The 20,113-nt window shown below is 57.3% G+C and carries 17 protein-coding genes; 11 read left to right on the top strand and 6 right to left on the bottom strand.

Annotated elements, in window-relative coordinates; all coding sequences use genetic code 11:
- The first annotated feature begins 32 nt into the window (after nucleotides 1–32).
- Nucleotides 33–638: a MiaE family protein gene (locus QUE89_RS10735; RefSeq protein WP_286220079.1), complete on the top strand. Its 606-nt coding sequence runs from the start codon at nucleotides 33–35 to the stop codon at nucleotides 636–638.
- Between the two features lies 1 nt (nucleotide 639).
- On the opposite strand, the gene QUE89_RS10730 is transcribed toward QUE89_RS10735, so the two are convergent.
- Nucleotides 640–1,521: a LysR family transcriptional regulator gene (locus QUE89_RS10730; protein WP_286220078.1), complete on the bottom strand. Its 882-nt coding sequence runs from the start codon at nucleotides 1,519–1,521 to the stop codon at nucleotides 640–642.
- Nucleotides 1,522–1,661: 140 nt separating this feature from the next.
- Here QUE89_RS10730 and QUE89_RS10725 point away from each other — a divergent pair, with 140 nt between their 5' ends.
- Both QUE89_RS10725 and QUE89_RS10720 read left to right on the top strand, forming a co-directional pair.
- Nucleotides 1,662–2,432, top strand: a complete 771-nt coding sequence (locus tag QUE89_RS10725; RefSeq protein WP_286220077.1) for a ferredoxin--NADP reductase — start codon at nucleotides 1,662–1,664, stop codon at nucleotides 2,430–2,432.
- A gap of 129 nt (nucleotides 2,433–2,561) precedes the next feature.
- Nucleotides 2,562–4,142 (top strand): PQQ-dependent sugar dehydrogenase, encoded by a 1,581-nt coding sequence (locus tag QUE89_RS10720; protein ID WP_286220076.1) that lies wholly within the window; start codon nucleotides 2,562–2,564, stop codon nucleotides 4,140–4,142.
- A gap of 26 nt (nucleotides 4,143–4,168) precedes the next feature.
- Here QUE89_RS10720 and QUE89_RS10715 read toward each other — a convergent pair whose 3' ends face one another.
- The gene (locus QUE89_RS10715; protein ID WP_286220075.1) at nucleotides 4,169–5,221 is read right to left on the bottom strand and encodes a 2-dehydropantoate 2-reductase; all 1,053 of its coding nucleotides are present in this window, start codon (nucleotides 5,219–5,221) and stop codon (nucleotides 4,169–4,171) included.
- A 197-nt stretch (nucleotides 5,222–5,418) separates the two neighbouring features.
- Here QUE89_RS10715 and QUE89_RS10710 point away from each other — a divergent pair, with 197 nt between their 5' ends.
- The 5 genes from QUE89_RS10710 to QUE89_RS10690 all read left to right on the top strand — a co-directional run bounded on the left by QUE89_RS10710 (nucleotide 5,419) and on the right by QUE89_RS10690 (nucleotide 10,762).
- Entirely contained in the window at nucleotides 5,419–6,303 is an 885-nt protein-coding gene (locus QUE89_RS10710) for a hypothetical protein (RefSeq protein WP_353506785.1), read from the top strand.
- Between the two features lie 262 nt (nucleotides 6,304–6,565).
- A complete protein-coding gene (locus QUE89_RS10705; RefSeq protein ID WP_434784068.1) occupies nucleotides 6,566–7,591 on the top strand; it encodes an amino acid ABC transporter substrate-binding protein in 1,026 nt (341 codons plus the stop codon).
- Nucleotides 7,592–7,680: 89 nt separating this feature from the next.
- Nucleotides 7,681–8,868, top strand: coding sequence for an amino acid ABC transporter permease (locus QUE89_RS10700; protein WP_286220074.1), 1,188 nt, complete (start codon nucleotides 7,681–7,683; stop codon nucleotides 8,866–8,868).
- Entirely contained in the window at nucleotides 8,868–9,953 is a 1,086-nt protein-coding gene (locus tag QUE89_RS10695; protein ID WP_286220073.1) for an amino acid ABC transporter permease, read from the top strand. The genes QUE89_RS10700 and QUE89_RS10695 overlap by 1 nt, the downstream gene beginning before the upstream one ends.
- Nucleotides 9,954–10,051: 98 nt before the next feature.
- Nucleotides 10,052–10,762 (top strand): amino acid ABC transporter ATP-binding protein, encoded by a 711-nt coding sequence (locus QUE89_RS10690; protein WP_286222868.1) that lies wholly within the window; start codon nucleotides 10,052–10,054, stop codon nucleotides 10,760–10,762.
- 48 nt (nucleotides 10,763–10,810) lie between these two features.
- Here QUE89_RS10690 and lpxH read toward each other — a convergent pair whose 3' ends face one another.
- The 3 genes from lpxH to QUE89_RS10675 all read right to left on the bottom strand — a co-directional run bounded on the left by lpxH (nucleotide 10,811) and on the right by QUE89_RS10675 (nucleotide 13,411).
- Entirely contained in the window at nucleotides 10,811–11,536 is a 726-nt protein-coding gene (gene lpxH, locus QUE89_RS10685; RefSeq protein WP_286220072.1) for a UDP-2,3-diacylglucosamine diphosphatase, read from the bottom strand.
- Nucleotides 11,533–12,042 (bottom strand): peptidylprolyl isomerase, encoded by a 510-nt coding sequence (locus QUE89_RS10680; protein ID WP_286220071.1) that lies wholly within the window; start codon nucleotides 12,040–12,042, stop codon nucleotides 11,533–11,535. The genes lpxH and QUE89_RS10680 overlap by 4 nt, the downstream gene beginning before the upstream one ends.
- A gap of 121 nt (nucleotides 12,043–12,163) precedes the next feature.
- Nucleotides 12,164–13,411 carry a response regulator gene (locus tag QUE89_RS10675; RefSeq protein ID WP_286220070.1) on the bottom strand — a complete coding sequence of 416 codons (1,248 nt, stop codon included), beginning with the start codon at nucleotides 13,409–13,411 and terminating at the stop codon, nucleotides 12,164–12,166.
- A gap of 169 nt (nucleotides 13,412–13,580) precedes the next feature.
- Here QUE89_RS10675 and QUE89_RS10670 point away from each other — a divergent pair, with 169 nt between their 5' ends.
- The 3 genes from QUE89_RS10670 to QUE89_RS10660 all read left to right on the top strand — a co-directional run bounded on the left by QUE89_RS10670 (nucleotide 13,581) and on the right by QUE89_RS10660 (nucleotide 18,971).
- The gene (locus QUE89_RS10670; RefSeq protein ID WP_286220069.1) at nucleotides 13,581–15,260 is read left to right on the top strand and encodes a glutamine--tRNA ligase/YqeY domain fusion protein; all 1,680 of its coding nucleotides are present in this window, start codon (nucleotides 13,581–13,583) and stop codon (nucleotides 15,258–15,260) included.
- Nucleotides 15,257–16,645: a cysteine--tRNA ligase gene (cysS, locus tag QUE89_RS10665; RefSeq protein WP_286220068.1), complete on the top strand. Its 1,389-nt coding sequence runs from the start codon at nucleotides 15,257–15,259 to the stop codon at nucleotides 16,643–16,645. Before QUE89_RS10670 ends, cysS begins: the two co-directional genes overlap by 4 nt.
- 145 nt (nucleotides 16,646–16,790) lie before the next feature.
- Nucleotides 16,791–18,971, top strand: coding sequence for a malate synthase G (locus QUE89_RS10660; RefSeq protein ID WP_286220067.1), 2,181 nt, complete (start codon nucleotides 16,791–16,793; stop codon nucleotides 18,969–18,971).
- Nucleotides 18,972–19,064: 93 nt separating this feature from the next.
- Here the strand turns inward: QUE89_RS10660 and folD are convergent, their stop codons facing one another.
- Complete coding sequence (folD, locus tag QUE89_RS10655) at nucleotides 19,065–19,922, bottom strand: bifunctional methylenetetrahydrofolate dehydrogenase/methenyltetrahydrofolate cyclohydrolase FolD (RefSeq protein WP_286220066.1); 858 nt, start codon at nucleotides 19,920–19,922, stop codon at nucleotides 19,065–19,067.
- Between the last annotated feature and the right edge of the window lie 191 nt (nucleotides 19,923–20,113).

Here is a 20,113-nt window from a genome sequence, read left to right as displayed (position 1 = left end):
GCGTCCCATTTTCCACGACCCTGAATGCTGACATGAACGAAGCCCTGCAAGAGATTCACGACTTCCTGCCATGCCGCACGCCGCAGCAATGGATCGACAACGCCCTGGCCAATCAGGACCTGATGCTGATAGACCATGCCCATTGCGAAAAAAAGGCCGCCTCAACGGCGCTCAGCCTTATGTATCGCTACGTCGATAACACCGACCTGTTGAACAAGATGTCGCGCCTGGCCCGGGAAGAACTCCGGCATTTCGAGCAAGTGCTGGTGATCATGAAAAAGCGCGGCGTGACCTACGACCACCTCACCCCGGCTCGCTATGCCGCGGGGTTACGACAGGAGGTGCGGGCGGAAGATCCCGGCCGTCTGGTGGATGTGCTGGTCGTTGGCGCGATCATTGAGGCCCGTTCCTGTGAGCGGTTTGCCACACTGGCGCCGCATCTGGATGACAAGCTGGCGGATTTCTACAACAGCCTGCTGAAATCTGAAGCCCGGCATTACCAGGATTATCTGAAACTGGCGGAGCAGGCCAATGGTGGCCCAGTGGATGACCGGGTGAGGGCGTTTCTCGACATCGAGTACGGCCTGATCACCGAGCCGGACACCGAATTCCGCTTTCACAGCGGCCCGGTGCAGTAAGCTAGAGCTGGCGACAAAGCTCCATCCAGGCATCGATGCCGGCACTGCGATACTTCTGCTTGTGCAGGATGAAGTAGAACTGTCGATCAAACTGCCGGTGCTCCGGTACGTTCAGGGGCACCAGGCTACCGCGACGGAAGGCGTCTTCGAGCACCACCTCCGATAAACAGCCAATGCCGAGATTGGTTTCCACTGCCCGCTTGATGGCTTCGGTGTGCTCAAGTTCCAGCAACACATTGAGGTCTGTGAGCAGGCCGTGCATGCCCCGTTCGAAGCTTTGACGGGTACCGGAGCCCTGTTCGCGCATGATCCAGGTGGCTGCGCGCAGGTCGTCATCGGTCAGCGATGTTTTGCTGGCCAGGGGGTGGTCGGGCGAACAGAACACCACCAGCTCGTCGCCCCGCCAGGGCAGTACTTCCAATTCGGAGGCATGCAGTTCGCCCTCGATCAGGCCGATGTCCAGTTCAAAATCTTTGACCCGGCGGGCAATGGTACTGGTGTTGGCCACTTCCAGTGATACCCGGGGGTGGGTAGGGGTATTCATGTATTGGGCCATCACGCCCACGGCCAGATAGTTACCGATGGTGAGCGTGGCGCCGACTTTAAGTGCGCCTACTTCCGTATGTTTACTGAAGGCTTGTTCCAGCTCCTTTGCCTGAGCGAGCACGGCTTCGACTTTCGGGCGATACAAACGGCCCAGCTCATTCAGTTGCAGGCGTTTCCCGACCCGGTCGAAGAGCTGGATATCAAACTGGTTCTCGAGTTCTTTCAGCGCGCTGCTGGCAGCGGACTGAGACATGGCCAGGGATTCGGCGGCCCGGGTGATGTTCTGAAAGTTGGCTGCGGCGAGGAAAACTTCAAGCTGACGGAAGCTGTATTTCATGTTGGCGCGCTCTAAATCGATTTTATCGAATAAGGTTATGAAGACATCCCATTTTCCCGATAGGTTAGTCCTGGGGTAGACTTATTTCAATCCAATTTCGAATAGTTCGCACACAGGCGAATGAGCAGGACGAGGTTTAAATGAGCAACCTGATTAAAGAAACAGTGACCAGCGTACACCACTGGAACGATACCCTGTTCAGCTTCAAGACCAGCCGCGACCCCGGGTTTCGCTTCAAGAACGGTCACTTTGTGATGATTGGTCTGGAAACCGATGGCAAGCCGCTGATGCGTGCCTACAGTATTGCCAGTGCCAATTACGAAGAAGAGCTGGAGTTTTTCTCCATCAAGGTTCAGGACGGCCCGCTGACCTCGCGATTGCAAAAGATCCAGGTGGGTGACGAAATCCTGGTGAGCCGCAAGCCCACTGGCACCTTGGTGATGGACAACCTGCTGCCGGGCAAGAATCTCTGGATGATCAGTACCGGTACCGGGCTTGCGCCGTTCATGAGTATCATCAAGGATCCGGAGGTCTACGAGGCTTATGACAAGGTGGTCCTGACCCACGGCGTTCGCTACATTTCCGAACTGGCGTATCAGAGCGAGATCGAAGGGCTGCCTGAAAACGAGTTCTTCGGCGAGATGGTAAAGGGTAAGCTGGAATACTACCCAACCGTTACCCGGGAAGAGTTCCGCAATGAGGGCCGTCTGACCGACGCCATGGAAAGCGGCAAGATCACCAAGGATCTGAACCTGGCGGACTTTGATCCGGAACACGACCGGTTCATGATCTGTGGCAGCCCGAGCATGCTGAAAGATACTTGCGCCATCCTGAACAAGATGGGCTTCAAGGAAGCACGCGGTGGCGAGATGGGTCACTACGTAATCGAGCGCGCATTCGTTGAGCAGTAATCGCTTGAAGCACTAGCTCAATCCCGAACAAAACCCCGGTGCGAAAGCCCGGGGTTTTTTCGTTGGTGTTGGGCACCCCCGGGTCGCTATAGTTTCGTAAACGCTGGTCAGCAACATAGGGAAAGAGCTGTGACAAACGTAGTTGGGTTCAAAGGCCGTTTGGCCGCCTTTGCGATCGCCTTGGTGGTCGGGGTTGTGCTCGGGACGGTGGTGCAAACCCAGTTTAACCTGCTGGCATTGCAGCAACTGGGCGTTGAGATCGGTGTCGGGGCTCGGTTGTCGACCACGGTTGATGACTTGCGCCAGTTTGCTCCTTTTTACGCTGCGCTCTTTGGCGTCAGCTTTTTACTGTCGACCCTGGTCACCGGGCTACTTTTGAAAGTGCTTGGCCTGGGACATCGAGTTCTGTTCCATGCTTTTGGCGCCGCTGTGGCGCTGTGGGTCACCTTTATTCTGGTTGATGCTCTGACACCGCCGCCGACACTGATTGCGGCAACCCGAACCCTGGGTGGCGTGGCTGCCTTGTTGATGACGGCAGCTTGCGCCGGCGGTCTCTATGCCACGCTGACAGCGTTGAGAGGGCTGCCGCACGCCGGCTACAACGCCGTCGCCGCATTGGCGCTGGTGACCGGCCTTGCCATGCCGGGTGCCGAGTTGCGGGCGCAAGCGGCGCAGAATTATCAGGTGCAAGAAGTGGTTGCCGGTCTTGAACATCCCTGGTCACTGGCGTTCCTGCCGGACGGCGGTTCGCTGGTGACTGAACGCCCCGGCCGACTGCGCCGGATTACGGCTGCGGGCAAGTTGGTACCCGGGGAAGTGTCGGGCCTGCCCGAGGTGTTCAGTTCCGGACAGGCGGGCTTGTTTGAGGTGCTGATTTCTCAAGATTTTGCTTCGAGCAGTCTGGTGTTCCTGAGTTATGCCTGTGGCGTGGAGTCCGCTAACCACCTGTGCGTGGCCAGGGCAAGGCTGGGCAAGGACAGGCTGGAAGATGTCGAAGAGATTTTTCGAGCCCTGCCGGCCAAAAAAGGGGACGCCCATTACGGCGGCCGTATGGCCCAGCTGCCAGACGCATCGCTCATCATTACCCTCGGCGATGGTTTTGACTACCGGGAGCAGGCCCAGGTCCTTGGCAATCATCTCGGCAGTGTTGTTCGCATCGGCACCGACGGCGTGGCGCCGGAGGACAATCCGTTCATTGAGTCACCAGAAGCCCGGCCGGAAGTGTTCAGTTATGGCCACCGCAACGTGCAGGGGTTGGTGTACGACCCAGTCGAGCGGCTACTGATCAGCCACGAGCATGGCCCCCGTGGCGGGGATGAGATCAACGTGCTGCGGCCGGGGCAGAACTATGGCTGGCCTGTTATCAGCTATGGACTCGATTACACCGGTGCGCGGATAACCCCGTTTACCGAATACCCGAATATGGAACAGCCGCTGCTGCAGTGGACGCCTTCGATCGCCCCCTCCGGCATGACTCGATACCGCGGTGAGCTGTTTCCCGAGTGGCAGGGAGATCTGTTCGTGGGTGCGCTCGCCGACCGCAGCGTCCGCCGGGTGGAGTTTGTCGATGGCAGGGCCGAGGATGTTGAAACGCTCTTCAAGGACCTGAAGGCCCGTATCCGGGATGTGGTTACCGGGCCGGACGGGGCGCTTTACCTGCTAACCGATGAGTCCGATGGCCGTGTGCTGCGGGTGACGCCAAAGCCATGACGGCAGGCTGCCTTTCGCATTCGTTGTTATCGCGAAGCTCGGGCAGCCTGCAGTTCTTCCAGCAGTTCGTCACCCGCCCAGCGTCGTCGGGTGTTTTCGCAATCGTGTACCAGTTTGGTCAGGCGTTGGTTGACTGGCGCTGACTGGTTCATGGATTCGGCGAGACGAACAACTTCGCCATTGATCCAGTCCACTTCCGTGGCACGGTCGGCCTCCAGATCTTCCCACATGGACGAGCGGGCGATGGGGTCAATCTCCAGCATCCGTTTCGCCAGCCGGGTGAACAGCCAATTTGGCAGTCCCATCACCGATGGCACCAGATGCATGGGCACAGGGGTAAGTTGCACTGCCTCAATACCCGCCTGGCTCATCAGCTCAAGCGTCTCGCGCTGGGCCATGGCGAGGCAACGGCGGTAATTGCGATCAGACAGCTCTTCCAGCAACGGCACATTGGAAAGCGCGTTGATCGGGTTGTTCAGGTTCAGCAGCAGCTTGGACCACATTACCGAGGTCATGTCATCACGTAACTCCAGCGGCAGACCGCACTGCTCGAAAGCTGGCAGGAACGGACGCAGGCTGTCGTTCCGGGCGGCCATGAGGTGCCCCTCGGTACCGTGGTGGAAATGTCCAGCATTCTTCTGTAGCACGTTGAAGGGAATCATGCCGGCGCAAACCCGGGCGTCGGGGAGCCGCGCCCGCAATTCCTCGGCATTGGAAATGCCGTTCTGCAGACTCACCACCGGCGTTCCCTTGGGCAAAACCTTGGCGAGGGTGTCTGCGGCTTCGGCTGTGGCCGCAGACTTCACGGTGATCAGCACCAGATCAGCAACTGTTGCCACCAAGGCGTCATCGGTGAACTGCTCTGGCGTAAGCTGCGTCTCGAATGAAAAGCCTTCATAGTCAGTCAGTACCAGCGGGTGGTCATCAAAGACCTGACGTAGCCGAGGACGGCCTACCATGACCACGTTGGCGCCCCCGGACAGCAGCCGCCCACCCACATAACAACCGACACTGCCGGCACCGAAAATCACGATGCGAGGCGAACCGCTGGACGAATCAGAGGAGTGGGTGTTGGGCATTGGAAGTCCGTTTTTTATTAGGTTAGTGAGAAGACTGTCTGGCCGTCCATTAGAAGTCAATGTGGTTTATTTCCATTTCGTAAGGCGGTTTTTTCCACGACAGAATCGGCTCTGTTCCATAATGAGTCGAAGCAACCAGGATCGGGATGCAGATAGCAGGTATCCGATCAGTCAGAGATCGAGGTGTTAACGAAATTATGAGTAAAAACGTATGGATACTGATGGTCGGCGCGTTGTTTCTGGCTGCCTGCGATAGTCCGGACAATCAGTCGGTTGAGACCGGAGACATGCAGGAAGAAGCCGTAGGGGAGACCGATGAACCGGATCTCTCCATAACCCTGGAGCCGGGACAGATGGAATGGGTCGGGGCCCAGATTTTTCGGAATGAGTGTGCCGGAAAGCTGGAATGCCTGGTGCATTGGAATGAAGGTGAAGACTTCCCATCCCTGGGTATCGGTCACTTCATCTGGTATCCGGAAGGCGTCGAAGGCCGGTTCGTTGAGAGTTTTCCGGCCCTGATCCAGTACATGACCCAGCGTCAGGTGGCCATGCCGGAATGGCTGCGGAAACTCGATCCGATGGACGCGCCCTGGCCGGACCGCAAGGCGTTCCTGGCAGCGGAGGACTCGGTTGAGATCGCTGAGTTGCAGGCATTCCTCGCGGGCTCCCAGGGGCTGCAGGCCGAGTTCATTGTGCGCCGGGCCAAGGAATCCCTGGAAAAAGTAGTCTCAGCAGCGCCGGAATTCGAGCAACCTTTGGTACGCAAAAGACTCAAGGCACTGGCGGCCACTCCGGGCGGAATTTATGCGTTGATGGATTACGTCAATTTCAAGGGCGAGGGTATTTCTGCCATGGAACGCTACAACGGGCAGGGCTGGGGCTTGCTGCAGGTGCTGTTGGAGATGGAGCCGCAAACCGCTGAGCGGCCAGCGCTGATGAATTTTCGCGAGGCTGCGGCGCGGGTGTTAACCCGTCGGGCCAAAAATGCCGAGAATCCTATCGAAAAGGAGCGCTGGCTGAGCGGCTGGCTGAAGCGGCTGGAGTCCTATCGCGAGCCTGCCCAAATGAAATCGCCGACATAATTTTTTTCTAAAAACTAGTTGATTTCTCGAACTTTGTTCTACTTTATAGGGGTACGGCCCTTAAATCTTGCCTCGGAATAGGGCGACCTATTAGAGTTGGTGCACCAAGTTGGTTCCAACTTGGTCGCTCTCATCGACCGGCTGGGAAGATGAGGCTGGAAAAAATGAAAATAAATACAATATATCAATAACATAGCTTGCATGGCTCACAACTTGCTGAATCCCATAGCGAAGCAACCAACCGAAGTTCGGAGATCCGATAATGAATAAGACGAAATCGATTGTCCTGGGAATGGCACTGGCATCTGGCGCGTTTGCGGCCAGCAGTGCGATGGCTGCAACGACGCTGGAAAATGTGAAGGAGAAGGGGCACCTTCAATGTGGCGTAACCAGTGGTCTGCCTGGTTTCTCCCAGCCTGATGAGAAGGGTAATTGGACCGGTATCGATGTCGATACTTGTCGCGCCGTTGCGGCCGCCGTTTTTGGCGATCCCAAGGCCGTTGAATTCACACCGCTGACTGCCAAAGAGCGCTTCACCGCCTTGCAGTCCGGTGAAATCGACATGCTTTCCCGCAACACCACCTGGACCCTCACCCGTGACGCGTCACTGGGTCTGAACTTTGCCGGCGTGAACTACTACGACGGCCAGGGCTTCCTGATCAACAAGGACATTGGTGTTGATGATGCTACCCAGCTGGACGGCGCCACTGTGTGTATCCAGTCAGGTACCACCACCGAGCTGAACCTGTCTGATTACTTCCGCGCCAAGGGCATGGAATTCAAGCCGATCGTATTTGATACCTCTGAGCAGACCGTTCAGGGCTTCTCTGCAGGTCGCTGCGACGTACTGACTTCCGACCGCTCCCAGCTGGCGGCTTTGCGCTCCAAGCTGGCTGATCCGGAATCCGCCAAGATCCTTCCTAACACCATCTCAAAAGAGCCTCTGGGCCCGGTGGTTCGTCAGGGTGACGATCAGTGGTTCAACATCGTGAAGTGGGTATTGTCGGTGCAGATCAACGCCGAAGAGCTGGGTGTTACCAGCGCCAATGCCGACGACATGCTGAAATCCGACAACCCGAACGTTCAGCGCCTGATGGGTACTGACGGTGACATGGGTGCCAAGCTCGGCCTGCCGGCTGATTTCGGCCACAAGGTTGTGAAGATGGTCGGTAACTACGGCGAAATGTACGACCGCAACGTGGGTCCGGACACCCCTCTCGGTCTGGATCGCGGCATCAACGCGCTCTGGACTGATGGCGGCATCATGTATGCGCCGCCGGTTCGATAAGACCTGAAAGCCGCAGCGGGTGCTCTAGCTTGAGCACCCGCTGTTATCTCTGACGAAGTAAACTGCAGGGAAGCTTTCCGGGAATCTCCATGAAAAAACAAACAATTGATTCAAAGCCTGCGGGGCCAAAGCCCTGGTATGACCCCCGGGTACGTTCCTTATTCTTCCAAGTTGTGGCTATTGCTGCGGTCTTCTGGGCTGGCTGGACTCTGGTAGAAAATACGCTTTCCAATATGGAGAGCAGGGGTATTAGCACCGGTTTCGGGTTCCTTGAGGAAACCGCCGGTTTCGGCATCATCATGAGCCTGGTGCCGTACGATGCCACCATGTCTTACGGACGGACGTTCTGGGTTGGTCTGACCAACACCTTGCTCGTCTCGGCCATGGGTATTATTGCGGCAACGTTGCTTGGCTTCATCATCGGTGTGGCGCGTCTGTCCAGCAACTGGCTGGTAGCCAAAGTCTCGCTCTTTTACATCGAAGTGATCCGAAACATCCCGTTGCTGCTACAGATATTCTTCTGGTATTTCGCGGTCCTGGGTGCCTTGCCGTCGCCGCGGCAGAGTATCGAGATGGGCGGCACGATGTTCCTCAACAACCGTGGTCTGTACGTTCCAGAGCCATTGACCCAGGATGGGTTCGGGTTGGTCTGGGGGGCTGTCCTGGCTGCCATTGCTGCGGTGGTGGGCATTCGCATCTGGGCCAAGAGACGGCAACTGGCGACTGGCCAGATCTTCCCGACCTTCAAAGTCGGTGTTGCCATTCTGGTATTGGTGCCATTGTTGGCCTACTTCGTGGCGGGTAGTCCGCTGGAGTGGGATGTGCCGGCGCTGAAAGGTTTCAACTTCGGCGGTGGTATCACCATAATTCCAGAGCTCGCCGCACTGTGGCTGGCGCTCTCACTGTACACGGCCAGTTTCATCGCTGAGATTGTTCGCTCCGGTATCCTGTCGGTCAGTAAGGGACAGACCGAGGCGTCCAAGGCGCTTGGCTTGCCGAACGGACTGACCCTGCGGTTGGTCGTGATTCCCCAGGCCATGCGGGTCATCATCCCGCCGCTGACCAGTCAGTATCTGAACCTTGCCAAGAACTCCTCGCTCGCGACCGCCATTGGTTATCCCGACCTGGTGGCCGTGTTCATGGGCACAACGCTGAATCAGACAGGGCAAGCGGTTGAGGTGGTCGCCATTACCATGGCGGTTTATCTGACCATCAGTCTGTCGATCTCACTGTTCATGAACATTTACAACCGGGCCGTGGCGATTAAGGAGCGATGATGACTGAGTCCACTATGAAACCACCTAAAAAGGCCCTCACGCCGGTGAAATGGATGCGCGAGCATCTATTCTCTACCTGGTACAACGCCTTGCTCACTGTTGTCGTCGGCTACCTGGTTGTAACCAGCGTTGGACCGATCCTGAATTGGGCTCTGTTCGACGCCAACTTCCTGGGCGCTGATGCCAGTGACTGCAGCGGCGCAGGTGCCTGCTGGTTGTTCATCGACCAGCGTTTGAACTTCTTCATCTACGGGTTCTACCCGGACGAACTGCAGTGGCGTGTGGACCTGATGTTCCTGCTGCTGGCTGTGGCCTTCGTGCCCCAGTTCATCGAGCGGTTCCCCGCCCGTAAATGGTTCGGCATCTTTGGCATGACCGGCCTGCCGGTGATTGGCTACTTCCTGATTCCAGGCGGCCTCTTCGGCCTTGAAGAAGTAGAAAGCACCAAATGGGGCGGCTTGATGCTGACCCTGATCCTGGCCTACATCGGGATCCTGGCGTCGTTGCCGATTGGCGTATTGCTGGCGCTTGGGCGTCGCTCTGAGATGCCGATCATTCGCGGTCTCAGTGTGGTGTTCATCGAGGTCTGGCGAGCGGTGCCGCTGATTACCGTGCTGTTTATGGCGTCGGTCATGCTGCCGCTCTTCCTTCCTGACGGAATGAACTTTGAGAAGCTGATGCGAGCGCTGATAGGTATCACGCTTTGGCAGTCGGCCTACATGGCCGAAGTTATTCGCGGTGGCTTGCAGGCTATCCCGAGAGGGCAGTACGAAGCAGCTGACGCACTCGGTCTGGGGTACTGGCGCAAGATGGGTCTGGTGGTGCTACCGCAGGCTTTGAAGCTGGTTATCCCTGGCATCGTGAATACCTTTATTTCGCTGTTCAAGGACACCACGCTGGTCCTGATCATCGGTCTGTTCGATGTTCTCGGCACCGTTCAGTCGACCGTGACAGACCCGGCCTGGCAAAACGTCGCCGTGGAGGGCTATGTCTTCGTCGCCTTCTGTTTCTGGGTATTCTGTTTCGGCATTTCCCGTTACAGCCAGAACCTTGAACGCAAACTCGACACCGGTCACAAAACCTGATGGGTAATCCAATGACAGAACAAACCCAAACTTCTGAAGTAAAGTCCTCCGCTCAGGGCGAGACGGGGAAGAATCCGGGCATCATCCGGGTTGAAGGGATGCACAAATGGTACGGCGATTTTCACGTTCTCAAGGACCTGAACCTCACGGTTAAGCAGGGCGAGCGGATTGTCATCTGTGGCCCGTCCGGTTCCGGTAAGTCGACGTTCATTCGATGCATTAACCGTCTGGAAGAGCACCAGCAGGGCAAAATCATTGTCGATAATGTTGAGCTGACGGACGATATTCGGCACATCGATACCGTGCGTCGGGAAGTCGGCATGGTGTTCCAGCACTTTAATCTGTTCCCGCACCTGACGGTGCTGGAGAACTGCTGCCTGTCGCCAATCTGGGTCCGCAAGGTTCCACGGAAGGAAGCTGAAGCTTCAGCCATGGAATACCTTGAGCGGGTGAAAATCCCGGATCAGGCTCATAAGTTCCCGGGGCAGCTTTCTGGCGGTCAGCAGCAGCGGGTCGCTATTGCCCGGGCGCTGTGCATGAAGCCGAAAATCATGCTGTTCGATGAGCCGACGTCGGCACTGGATCCCGAGATGATCAAGGAAGTGCTGGATGTCATGATCGAACTGGCTGGTAGCGGCATGACCATGCTCTGCGTCACCCACGAGATGGGCTTTGCCAAGACCGTGGCGGATCGGGTGATCTTTATGGATGGCGGGGAGATTGTCGAGGAGGCGCCGCCTCACGACTTCTTCAGCAACCCCCAGGAGCCGCGCACACAGCAGTTCCTCAAGCAGATCCTGGCGCACTAACACCAGCGTCAGCAACAAAAAGGCCGGGCATTTGCCCGGCCTTTTTCGTTACAGCGGTTGTTTATTTAGCACCGGCTCCTGGCCGGGCTGAACGTCCAGCCACCAAACGTGGGTGTCCCAGTCGCCCAGCACTATGCGTTTGGCCGGTTGACCATTGGCCTGCAGGTGATGCTCGGCCGGCCGGTGCGTGTGGCCGTGGATCAGGCGCTGCACACCGTGCGTCTCCATGTCATTGACCACTTCTTCCGGCGTGACGTCCATGATGGTTTCCGCCTTGCCCTGGTTCTTGGCCATGCTGATTTCCCGCAGTTGACGCGCCATCTGCTGACGATCAGCTAGCGGGCGCTGCAGGATCATCTGCTGCCATTGAGGATTGCGCATGTTGGCGCGGAACTTCTGGTACTCCACATCGGCGGTACACAGGCTGTCACCGTGCATCAGCAGAGTAGGGGTGCCGTACAGATCAACGACGGTGGGGTCATCCAGTAACGTTGCCCCCGCCCGGTCACAGAAGTCGTGACCGATCAGAAAGTCGCGGTTGCCGTGCATCAGGAAGATCTCGGTGCCGCTGTCACTAACTGCGCGAAGTGCCGCAGCAATCTGTTCCTGCAGCGGAGTGCGCTCGTCATCGCCGATCCAGGCTTCAAAAAAATCACCCAGAATGTAGAGCTGTTCTACTCCGTGGGCCTTTTCCTTCAGGAAGCCGAGGAACGCCTCAGTAATGTCCGGCCGGGATTCCTCCAGGTGGAGATCCGAGATAAACAGCGTGGTCACGCTGCACCTCCCTCCTCAACAACCTTGGCCGAGATAATGACGACGTCTTCTGCCGGGACATCCTGGTGGCCCGCCTTGATGGTGGTGCGAGCGGCACGAATCAGGTTGACGGTTTCCATGCCCTCAACCACCTTGCCGAACACGCAGTAGCCCCAGCCTTCGGCGTTTTTGGCGCTGTGATCGAGGAAGCCGTTGTTTTCGACATTGATGAAGAACTGGGCGGTGGCGGAGTGCGGGTCCATGGTGCGGGCCATTGCGACTGTGCCTTGCATGTTGCTCAGGCCGTTATCCGCTTCGTTCTGAATGGGGTCGCGGGTTTTGCGTGGCGTCATGCCGGGCTCGAAGCCACCACCCTGAATCATGAAGTTGCTGATCACCCGGTGGAAAACCAGGCCGTCGTAGAAACCGTCACGAACGTACTGTTCGAAGTTTTTGGCGGTCTCGGGTGCCTTATCGTGGTCCAGCTCGAGTTTGATGTCACCGAGATTGGTTTGCAGCAGAATCATCAGGCGTTCCTGTCAAAATAGTGTTTGTGAATCGGGTAGCCATTGTACCCCAAGTATTCCGCGGGATGCATGACCTGACCACCCGACCGGGGTGGTCTTTCGTCGGTCAGATTGCTTGCTGTCAGGCTGTCTGGGCGATCACCGTATTCCGGCCAGCATCCTTGGCTTTATACAACAGTTGGTCTGCCATTTTCAGCAGACTCTCCACATTGTCGGCCGGCAATTGCGCCACACCGCCGCTAAAAGTGACGCTCAGCACACCGGCTTCGGTCTGCACCTCGCTCTGGGCAATTTTAAGGCGTACGCGGTCCATCAGCACTGTCGCGTCTTTGCTGTTCAGGTTCGCGAACAGTATGCAAAATTCCTCGCCGCCGGTTCGGGCGACGATGAATTGCTGGAACTCCTCGGCCAGGGTCTTGGCGAAAAATAGGAGTACTTCGTCGCCAACGTCGTGACCGTGGCTGTCGTTGACCTGCTTGAAATGGTCAATATCGACAATGGCCAGGCTGAGCGGAGTCTCTGATGCCTGCGCCTGGGCTATCTGGCTTCGGGCCTTTTCCACGAAAAAGCGTCGGTTGCCGACGCCAGTCAATGGGTCTGAGTAGGCCATCGCCGTAATCAGTTGGAGTCGTTCCATCGATTCAACGGCCTGGGTTACCCGGCAGAAGAATTCTTCGTGGGAAAATGGCTTGTAGAGGAAATCGTTGGCGCCGTTCTTGATGAATTTGGCCGACAGGTATTTGTCGTTGGCCGAGGACAGGCCAATGATAGCAATGTCAGTTTTGTCGTGGCGGTGGCGAAGGTCGTGAACCAGCTCGAAACCGTCGCGCAAGGGCATGTTGTAGTCGGTCAGCAGAATCTTGATGTCGTTATCAGCCAGAACAAGCTCCAGCGCCTGTTCGCCGTTTTCCGCCTCAATGGCCTGAAAGTTATGGCGCCTCAGCAATTCCACAATGTAGCGCCGGGCCGTGGTGGAGTCTTCAGCCACCAGGACCTTGATCGTCTTGTTGGCGTGCAGGCGGTTAACCAGGTTGATGGCGTATCGGTAGCTGTATCGGCCTTCTTTCAGAACGTAATCGACGATGCCTCGCCGGGTCAGGCTGTCTCTTTTGGCGCCATCAACACTGCCAGTCAAAACGATGGTGGGTATGCCTTTGGCCAGGACATCATCAATCAGTTCGCCATCGGGGGCATCGGGCAGGTTCAGGTCGACAATGGCGGCGAACCAGTCGTCGCGGGTTTTCAGTGTCTCCAGCGCCTGTGCCCGGTCCTGGGCGCATACAATGTCAAAAGGCAGTTCCCGGCTTGCCAGATGGCGCAGGATTTTTTGAACGACGATGGAATCTTCGGCAATAAGAACGGATGGCACTGTGCAGCCCCAGTAAGGTAGATCGGCAGATTAGTAATTTATGTGGGCCGAATTGTATCACCGCTGGTTTGGTCCGTGGGCGTACAGGGTATCTTTCGTACATGAGACCCGCGCGGTTTTGTGAGTATAATAGGCGGTTTCTGATCCACCCCATTTTTACAGAGAACGTATGAGCGCCGAATCGAAGAAAGCCCACAATTTTATTCAGAGCCTGATCGAAGACGCCATCGCCAAGGGCGAGCACACTGGCAAGGTTGTAACCCGCTTTCCGCCGGAGCCAAATGGCTACTTGCACATTGGTCACGCCAAGTCCATTTGCCTGAACTTCGGCATTTCGGAGACCTTCGGCGGCGAATGTAATCTGCGATTTGACGACACCAACCCGGAAAAGGAAAACCAGGAGTACATCGACGCCATCAAGGCGGACGTGTCCTGGCTTGGTTACCAATGGGCGGGTGAGGTTCGTCACGCATCGGACTACTTTGACGCGCTGTACGCTTTTGCGGAGGAGTTGATCGAGAATGGCAAGGCCTATGTCTGTGCGCTCTCGGCTGATCAAATGGCGGAGTACCGTGGCAGCCTGAAGGAGCCGGGCAAGAACAGTCCGTACCGGGACCGTCCGGTGGAGGAAAATCTCCAGCTGTTCCGCGATATGCGCGATGGCAAATACCAGAACGGAGAATTGGTGTTGCGGGCGAAGATCGACATGGCGTCTCCCAACATCAATCTGCGCGACCCGATTCTTTACCGCGTCCGTTACGCCGACCATCACCAGACCGGGGACAAGTGGTGCATCTACCCGATGTACGATTTCACCCATCCAATCTCGGATGCGATTGAAAACATCACCCACTCCCTGTGCACCCTGGAATTCGAGGACCACCGTCCGCTCTACGACTGGGTTTTGGACAACATTTCTGGCCCTTGTCATCCGCGCCAGATCGAATTCGCCCGGCTGAACCTGAACTACACCATTACCAGCAAGCGCAAACTGAAGCGTCTGGTGGATGAGAATTTTGTAGAAGGCTGGAACGATCCGCGGATGCCGACTATTTCCGGTATGCGTCGCCGTGGCTACACACCGGAATCTATCCGCACCTTCTGCGACATGGTGGGGGTCAACAAGGCTGGCGGTACCGTGGATGTGGGCATGCTGGAGCACGCCATACGGGAAGATCTGAACACCCGGGCGCCTCGCGCCATGTGTGTGATGCGTCCGCTCAAGGTTACCTTGACCAACTATCCGGCCGAGCAGACCGAAACGCTGGTGCTGCCGGTTCATCCCCAGAATCCTGAGATGGGGGAGCGCGAGGTCACCTGGAGCCAGACCCTGTTCATCGATCGCGAGGACTTCGCCGAAGAGCCGCCGCGTAAATGGAAGCGCCTTGCCCCGGACCAGGCGGTGCGGCTGCGTGGTGGTTATGTGATGACCTGTCGCGAGATCATTCGTGACGACAGTGGCGAGATCGTCGAGCTTAAATGCGAATACGATCCGAACACTCTCGGTGTGAACCCTGAAGGCTATAAACCGAATGGCGTGGTGCACTGGGTGTCCGCGACGGACAGCGTCGAGGCCGACATTAACCAGTACGATCGCCTGTTCAATCACGAGTCCCCGGACAGTGATAAGGAAGGCGATTTTACCGACCACCTGAACCCGGAATCCCTGGTTGTGCTGCAGGGTGCGCGGGTTGAGAAGGGCCTGGTGAAGCCGCGATCCGATCTGCCGTACCAGTTCGAGCGTGAGGGCTATTTCTTCTTCGACGAACTTTTGTCGCAGAATGCCGGCCGGCCGGTATTCAATCGAACCGTTACGCTTCGTGATTCCTGGAGTAAGGGGGGCAAGTGATCCGCATTTACAACACGCTCTCGCAGCGCAAGGAAGAGTTTAAGCCTATTGAGCCTGGCAAGGTGCGGATGTACGTCTGCGGCATGACCGTGTACGACTACTGCCACCTTGGTCATGCCCGGGTGCTGGTGGCTTTCGATGTCATCACCCGATATCTCAGGCATCGGGGTTACGACGTGAATTACGTTCGTAACATCACCGACATTGACGACAAGATACTGCGGCGGGCAGAGGAGAATGGCGAAGCCTTCACCGACCTGACCGACCGCATGATCCGTGCGATGCACGAGGATGAGGCCCGGTTGGGCGTGCTTTCGCCTACGGAAGAGCCGAGGGCAACCGGCTATATCAATGAGATCGTGGCGATGATCCATAAGCTCATCGCCAGTGGCCACGCCTACGCCGCCGACAACGGCGATGTCTATTTCGCTGTCGACTCGTTTGCCGACTACGGCAAGTTGAGCAAGAAGAAGCTCGAGGACCTGGTTGCCGGTGCCCGCATCGATGTCCAGGAAGCCAAGCGCAGCCCAGCGGATTTTGCGCTCTGGAAAGCTGCAGGTGAGGGTGAGGTCAACTGGCCGTCACCCTGGGGCGATGGTCGCCCGGGCTGGCACATTGAGTGTTCGGCGATGTCGACTGATTGCCTGGGTGATACCTTCGATATTCATGGCGGTGGTCCTGATCTGTTGTTCCCCCACCACGAGAATGAGATCGCCCAATCCGAATGCGCCACCGGCCACGAATTTGCACGGGCCTGGATGCATGCGGGTGCGATTCGAGTGAACAAGGAGAAGATGTCCAAGTCCCTGGGCAACTTCTTTACCATCCGCGAAATTCTCGAAAGCTATCCGGCGGAAGTGGTCCGGTATTTCCTGGTGTCCAGCCATTACCGCAGCCAGGTCGATTATTCCGAGGATAATCTGGCCGAAGCGGGTCGCACCCTGACCAAGCTATACAATTCGCTGCGCGGCATTGTGCCGGCCAAGGCGGCGGATGTGGGTGAAACCGAGCACGATCGCCGTTTCATGGAAGTGATGGACGACGATTTTAATACAGCCGGTGCCATTGCCGTGCTGCATGCCGTGGCCAATGACATCAACCAGCATCGTCGAGATGGGCGTGATCAGGAAGCCAAGCAAAGTGCTGCGGTTCTGGTTCGTCTGGGTTCGATTCTCGGGCTGCTGCAGCAGGATCCGGAGGCCTTTTTCCAGGCCGACACCGGCGGTGAGCTCAGTGCAGAAGATATCGAACAAATGATCCAGGCGCGCAACGACGCCCGCAAGGCACGGGATTTTGCCGAAGCCGATCGGCTCCGCGATAAGTTGGCGGACAAAGGCATCATCCTGGACGATTCCCGCGAAGGCACAACCTGGCGGCGGGGCTGAGTTTTTCAGAAAGCTAAAACAAAAGCCGCATTGTAGAAGTGGGAATGACCTGATACGCATTTTCCCGTACAATGCGGCGCTCAAATTAGAATGCCCCCTCAACGAAGGGGGAGTCGGGAAACGTAACCCACTGAGGCAGACAACGATGACAGAACGCGTACAAGTCGGCGGCATTCAGGTCGCGAAGAATCTGTATGATTTCGTAAACAACGAAGCGATCCCGGGAACCGGTGTCGACGCAGATAAATTCTGGGCCGCCTTCGACAAAATCGTGAACGAATTGGCCCCGCGTAACCGCGAGCTGCTGGTCAAGCGTGATGCGATTCAGGAAAAAATGGACAGCTGGAACCGTGACCACAAAGGTCAGAAGCTGGACATGGCCGAGTACAAGTCCTTCCTGAAGGAGATTGACTACCTGGTCGAAGAACCGGCGGATTTCAAGATCTCCACCTCCAATGTTGATCCGGAAGTCGCCACCATGGCGGGCCCGCAGTTGGTTGTGCCGATCATGAACGCCCGTTTCGCGCTGAACGCCGCCAACGCCCGTTGGGGTAGCTTGTACGACGCGCTCTACGGTACCGACGCCATCTCCGAAGAAGGTGGTGCGGACAAGGGTGCTGGCTACAATCCGGTGCGTGGTGCCAAGGTTATTGAGTGGGCCCGCAAGCTGCTGGACAGCTCCGCTCCCCTGGCATCCGGAAGCCACAAGGATGCTGCCAAGTACTCTGTGGAGGGCGGCAAGCTGGTCGTCAAGCTGCAGAACGGCGAGTCCACAGGTCTGCAAGACGAGTCTGGCTTTGTCGGTTACACCGGCGCTGCCGACGCACCCACCGGTGTGCTGCTGGTCAAGAACGGCATGCACTTCGAGATCCAGATCGATGCCAGCCACCCGATTGGTAAGGACGACGGCGCCCACGTCAAGGACGTGCTGATGGAGTCGGCCCTGACCACCATCATGGACTGTGAAGATTCCGTTGCCGCCGTTGACGCCGACGACAAGGCCCTGGCTTATCGCAACTGGCTTGGCCTGATGAAGGGCGATCTGCAGGAAACCTTCGAGAAGGGCGGCAAGCAGCTGACCCGGAAGATGAATCCTGATCGCACTTACACTGCACCTGCGGGTGGTGAGCTGAGCCTGAAAGGCCGCAGCCTGATGTTCATCCGTAACGTTGGTCACCTGATGACCAACCCGGCCGTGCTGCTGAGCGATGGCCAGGAAGTGCCGGAAGGCCTGATGGATGGTCTGATCACTTCTTTGATCGCGATCCACGACCTGAAAGGTGGCGGCAGCCTCCAGAACAGCACCAAGGGCTCCATGTACATCGTTAAGCCCAAGATGCATGGTCCGGAGGAAGTGGCGTTCACCAACGAATTCTTCGGCCGGGTCGAAGATGCCCTGGGTCTGCCTCAGTTCACCCTGAAAGTGGGCATTATGGACGAGGAGCGTCGTACCACCGTCAACCTGAAAGCCTGTATCCACGGGGCTAAAGAGCGTGCGGTATTCATCAACACTGGCTTCCTGGACCGCACTGGTGACGAGATGCACACCTCCATGGAGCTGGGACCGTTCATTCGCAAGGGCGAGATGAAGCAGGCGGCCTGGATTAACGCCTACGAGCAGTGGAACGTGGACATCGGTCTCGAAACCGGTTTCCGTGGTGTCGCGCAGATCGGTAAAGGCATGTGGGCCATGCCGGATCTGATGGCTGGCATGCTCGAAGCCAAGATCGGTCATCCGAAATCCGGTGCGAATACCGCCTGGGTTCCGTCGCCAACTGCGGCCACCCTGCACGCAACTCATTACCACCAGATCAGCGTGAGCGACGTTCAGAAAGACATCGAGAGCCGCGCCCGCGCGAACATCGATGACATCCTGACCGTACCGGTTATGGCTGATCCGAGTGCGCTGTCTGCCGACGAAATCCAGCAGGAGCTGGACAACAACGCGCAGGGCATTCTGGGTTACGTTGTGCGTTGGGTTGAGCACGGTGTTGGTTGCTCCAAGGTGCCCGATATCAATAACGTTGGGCTGATGGAAGACCGCGCCACGCTGCGGATCTCCTCACAGCTGCTGACCAACTGGTTGTACCACGGTGTTTGCACCGAGGCGCAGATCGACGAAACCATGAAGCGCATGGCTGCCGTGGTTGATAAGCAGAATGCTGCTGATCCGGCCTACCGCAACATGGCGCCGAACTTTGACGACAGCGTTGCCTTCCAGGCGGCGATGGATCTGGTCCTCAAGGGTCGTGAGCAGCCGAATGGTTACACCGAGCCGCTCCTGCACGCCTACCGTCTGAAGGCGAAAGCCAAGTACGGTGCGTAAGCGCTGAGTAGGCACAAAAAACCCCGCCTGGTGCGGGGTTTTTTTATGGCCGCTTACTGGCGGCGCAGCACGTGTGTCTCAGCGTTTGGCCGCTCAGTCCTTGTGCAGTACGTCAGCCGCGTACAGTGTGTTCTGGAGCAGGGTGGCGATGGTCATTGGTCCAACACCGCCCGGAACCGGCGTGATGTAGGCTGCCCGCTCAGCCGCCGCGTTAAAGTCGACATCTCCGCGCAGTTTGCCGTCGTCCATGCGGTTAATGCCCACGTCGATGACCGTTGCGCCGGGTTTTACCCATTCCCCGTTGATCAGGTTGGGTTTGCCGGCAGCCGCGATCAGGATGTCCGCCTCACCAACGAATTTTTCCAGGTTTGGTGTAAAGCGATGGCAGACGGTGGTGGTTGCGCCTTTCAGGAGCAGTTCCATACTCATGGGGCGGCCGACAATGTTGGAGGCGCCCACGATGACCGCGTGCTGGCCCTTATACGGTGTGTTGATGCTGTCCAGTAGGGTGATGATGCCTGCGGGCGTACAAGGCCTGAGCGTCGGCTTACGCTGCATTAAACGGCCGATGTTGTACGGGTGGAAGCCGTCCACGTCTTTGTCCGGGCGGATTTTGACCAGGATCGGGTCGGCATCCAGATGCTCCGGTAGTGGTAGTTGCACCAGAATGCCATCCACGGTCGGGTTTTCATTCAGCTCATCAATGAGAGCTTCCAGGGCTTCCTGGGACGTGTCTGCGGGCAGATCATAGGACAGCGAGAGAATGCCGGCCTGATCGCAGGCTTTGCGCTTGTTGCCCACATAGACGTGGGAGGCCGGATCTTCGCCGACCAGGACCACGGCCAGACCGGGCGCGCGAAGCCCCTGCTGTGTTCGAGCTTCTACACCGGCGGCAACCTGCTGCCTGACACCGGCGGCGATTTCTTTTCCGTTAATCAGTTTGGCGCTCATGTTTTGTCTTGTCGCTTGGGCGTTGAGAAATGAAGGCCGAGCATTGTCTCATGCTTCCGGCAGAACTCCAATTGACGGGGCGTAGGCGGCGGCTTTCGGAACTTTCCAGGCGCCGTAAGGTCTTTACCAAACATGATATTTTGACGAATTTTAAAATCCGTGTTGACGGAGTCGATTGGCGCCGGTAATAT

Origin of the sequence: Marinobacter sp. LA51 (assembly GCF_030297175.1) — a bacterium.
Lineage (GTDB): Bacteria > Pseudomonadota > Gammaproteobacteria > Pseudomonadales > Oleiphilaceae > Marinobacter > Marinobacter apostichopi.
Note: the sequence above shows the minus strand (reverse complement) of the source record. Positions and strands in the feature narration are given on the sequence as shown.